At 71.2% G+C, this 3,571-nt stretch carries 4 protein-coding genes; all 4 read right to left on the bottom strand.

All coding sequences use genetic code 11. From position 1 onward, the window contains the following. Positions 1-898: bifunctional transcriptional activator/DNA repair enzyme AdaA (locus tag APM_RS07060; RefSeq protein ID WP_007422667.1), on the bottom strand; the 898-nt coding region annotated here is incomplete at its 3' end. A 108-nt stretch (positions 899-1,006) separates the two neighbouring features. Next, positions 1,007-1,996, bottom strand: a complete 990-nt coding sequence (locus APM_RS07055) for an ABC transporter substrate-binding protein (RefSeq protein ID WP_007422666.1) — start codon at positions 1,994-1,996, stop codon at positions 1,007-1,009. 44 nt (positions 1,997-2,040) lie between these two features. Beyond that, entirely contained in the window at positions 2,041-3,090 is a 1,050-nt protein-coding gene (locus APM_RS07050) for an ABC transporter permease (protein ID WP_007422665.1), read from the bottom strand. Beyond that, positions 3,087-3,571: ATP-binding cassette domain-containing protein (locus tag APM_RS07045; protein ID WP_007422664.1), on the bottom strand; the 485-nt coding region annotated here is incomplete at its 5' end. The genes APM_RS07050 and APM_RS07045, both read right to left, overlap by 4 nt.

Genomic DNA, 3,571 nt, shown 5'->3' with positions numbered 1-3,571 from the left:
GCGCGAGCAGCCGGTCAGCGGCGAGGTGGCGGCCGATGGCGAGCGGGTCCGCGCCGAGATCGAAGACCCGGCGGATGCGGCCGACCAGCGTCGCCAGCGCCGCCACGGCGGGAAATCGGATCGTCGCCCGCAGCCCGCAGGCCTGCGCGTCATGCGCGATGCTGACCGTCCCCCGCGCGCCGCCGAGCGCGACGCTGCGGTGGTATCGCCCGGCATCGTCCATCCGTTCGACCTGGTCGATCGCCCGCGCGGCGAGGAAATCCGCCATCGCCGCCCAGTCATAGGGCGGCGCGTAGGGCAGGGTGAGGGTGATGCCCGACGGTTCTGCCGCCGCTACCTGTCCCGCGCGGCGCAGCGCGCCCGGCGCGCTGCCATAGAGCGCGCGGAAGGTCGCGTTGAAGCGGCGCACGCTGCCGAAGCCGGCGGCGAGCGCCACGTCGGCCAGCGGCATCGCGGTTTCGGTGAGCAGTTGCCGGGCGAACAGCACCCGCCTTGTCTGCGCCACGGCGACCGGCGAGGCGCCGAGATGCTGGCGGAACAGCCGCCGCAACTGCCGCTCGCCGAGGCCGAGCCGGAAGGCCAGCGTGTCGACCGCCGCGCCGTCGAGCCCGCCCTCGGCGATCAGCGCGAGGGCGCGGCTGACGGTGTTCGACGTGCCCCGCCAGGCGGCGAGATCGGGCGAGGATTCCGGCCGGCAGCGCAGGCAGGAGCGGAACCCGGCGGCCTCGGCGGCGGCGGCGGAGCCGAAGAAGCGGACATTCTCGCGCCGCGGCGTGCGCGCCGGGCAGACCGGCCGGCAATAGATTCCGGTGGTGCGCACGCCGGTGAAGAAGCGCCCGTCGAACCGGGCGTCGCGCGTGGCGAGGGCGCGGTAGCAGGCATCGGGGTCGAGTTCCATGAGCGCATCATGGCACGGCGGGACGCCGGATGCTCGCCGTTTTCGGACATGATGGCCCGGCGGACCGCCGTTTCCGGACGCCCCGGCCAGGACGCCCGGCCGGCCGCCTCAGTGCGACAGATGCGCGCTGTAGAAGTATTTGGCGTAGGTCGGGTTCGACGCCTCGGCCGTCGTGACCGTGATATTGGCGAGCCGCTTCGAGGCGGGCACCTGCGCGCTCTTTCCGGTCAGGATGTCATAGGCGTATTTCACGCCGAGGCGGCCTTCCTCGGCCGGGCGCTGGACGATCAGGGTGCTGATCACCCCCTGCTTGAGCAGCTTCACCTCGCCCGGCTCGGCGTCGTAGCCAACGACATCCACCTTGCCCTTCTTGCCGGCGGCGACCACCGCCTTGCCGACGCCCTCGCCGGAGAACACGTTGGTGGCGAAGATGCCCTTGAGGTGCGGATACTTGAGCAGCAGCAGCTGGGCTTCGGTGAAGGCCTTGGTCGGGCTGTCGTCATCGTATTCGATGGCGACGACCTTCATGCCCTTGTAGTGCTTCATCTGCGCGAGGAAGCCCTTCTGGCGCGCATCGGTCGTCGAGATGCCGGGCTTGACGTTGATCACCGCGACATCGCCCTTCCCGTGCGCGAAGCCGGCGATCGCCCGCGCCGCCGAGGCGCCGCCCTGGACGTTGTTCGACGTGATCCGGCTTTTCAGGATCGCGGTATCGCTGATCGTGGTGTCGACCGAGATCACCGGAATGCCGGCGGCGATGAACTGCCTGATCGGGTTGATCAGCGCCTTCTCGTTGGTCGGCGCCACGAGCAGGGCGGCCGGGTGCTTGGCGAGCAGCGCCTGCAGCACCGGGATCTGCGTCTCCGGCGAGAAGCTGCTGCCGCCCTGCCAGATCAGGTGCAGGCCGAGCTTCTTCGCTTCCGCCGCCGCCCCATGCTGCATCGTGATGTAGAACGGATCGGTGGTGATGCCCGGCACCAGCGCGATCGTCTTGCCCCCCGCCCGGGCCGCGCCGCCGGCCAGCGCGAGGCCGCCGGCGATGCCGAGCGCCAGCGTGGCGCCGCGGCGGGAAATCCGTTGTCTGCGTGTTGTGGCCATGATGTCCTCCCCTTTGCCGCCGGGTTCGCGGCGGCCGTTTCCGGTCAGATCGACTCCAGCAGCCTGTCGCGAAGCTGGTCCATGGCGACGGCCAGGATCAGGATCGCGCCGACGGCCACCTGCTGCCAGAACGGCTGCACGCCGATCAGGATCAGCCCGGTGACCATGACCGTGATCACGAAGCCGCCGACCACGGTTCCAAGGATGGTGCCGCGACCGCCGAACAGGCTGGCGCCGCCGATGACGACGGCGGTGATCGCGTCGAGTTCGTCGTTCGCGCCGGCCTGGACCGAGGCCGAGGCGAAGCGCGCCATCACCATCAGCCCGGCGACGGCGGCAAGAAATCCCGCCAGCGTGTAGATCCTCACCAGATGCCGCCGCACGTCGATGCCGGCGCGCCCCGCCCCCAGCGGGTTCGAGCCCACCGCGTAGGTCCGCAGCCCGAAGCGGGTCTGCGCCAGCACCACCGCGCAGATGATGCAGAACACCGCGGCGACCAGCACGGTGACCGGCATCCACCCGCCGATCGCGAAGGAGCCGGCGGTGCCGACGATGTCCGGAATCGTGCCGACATTGCGCCCGCCATTGAGCAGGTAGATCCCGCCGGTGCAGATCGACAGCATGCCGAGCGTGACGACGAAGGGGGTGAGCCGCAGCCGGGTGATCAGCGTGCCGTTCACCCAGCCGACCAGCGCGCCGCTCGCCAGTGCCGCGGCGATGCCGGCGGCGATGGTCACGCCATTCGCCGCATGGGCGTGGATCAGCGCGCGCATGACCAGGCCGCCGACCATGCCGGAGAGGCCGAGGATGGCGCCGACCGAGAGATCGATGCCGCCGGTGATGATCACGAAGGTCTCGCCAAGCCCGAGCAGCAGGTATTCGACCGCGAATTGCGAGGTGGCGAGCCAGCTCGCGCGGCTGAAGAAATCCGGACTCGCGATCCCGAACACGGCGATGAGCGCGAGCAGGATGAACAGCGTCCAGATCTCGCCGTGCCGGGAGAGGAATTCGAGCAGCGCGCGCGAGCCGCCCCGCGCATCCGGCGCCACGACCGCCGCCTCCGCGCCGCGCGGCGGGTTCGACGGGCCGCTCACGGCGCGCTCCCCGCCGCATCCGCGCTCGCCAGGCCGGCGCCGGTGATGCAGGCGATCGTGTCCTCGATCGTCATCGACCGCGCGTCCCGGTCGGCCACCTTGCGGCCGCGGAACAGCACCACGATCCGGTCGCACAGCGCATGGACCTGCGGCATGTTGTGGCTGACCAGGATGACGGGAATGCCCTGGTCGCGCACGGCGGCGATGAGTTCGCCGACCTTGGCCTGCTGCTCGACGCCGAGGGCCGCGGTGGGTTCGTCCAGCAGCAGCAGGCGCGACCCCCAGATCAGCCCGCGCGCGACCGCGACGGCCTGGCGCTGGCCGCCGGACAGCGCGCGGCAGGGCGTGCGGACCGAGCCGATGCGGATGCCGGTGCGCCGCAATCCGCCGAGCGCGGTCTCCCGCATCGCCGCCTTGTCGAGAAAGCCGAGGCGCCCGAGCAGGCCGGGCCGCAGCCTTTCGCGGCCGAGAAAGACATTGG

Origin of the sequence: Acidiphilium sp. PM (assembly GCF_000219295.1) — a bacterium.
Taxonomy (GTDB): domain Bacteria; phylum Pseudomonadota; class Alphaproteobacteria; order Acetobacterales; family Acetobacteraceae; genus Acidiphilium; species Acidiphilium multivorum.
Note: the sequence above shows the minus strand (reverse complement) of the source record. Positions and strands in the feature narration are given on the sequence as shown.

Bases quoted from the DNA above. Each gene is read 5' to 3' on its own strand.
- APM_RS07055 (WP_007422666.1), bottom strand. From the start codon at position 1,996: ATGGCCACAACACGCAGACAACGGATTTCCCGCCGCGGCGCCACGCTG.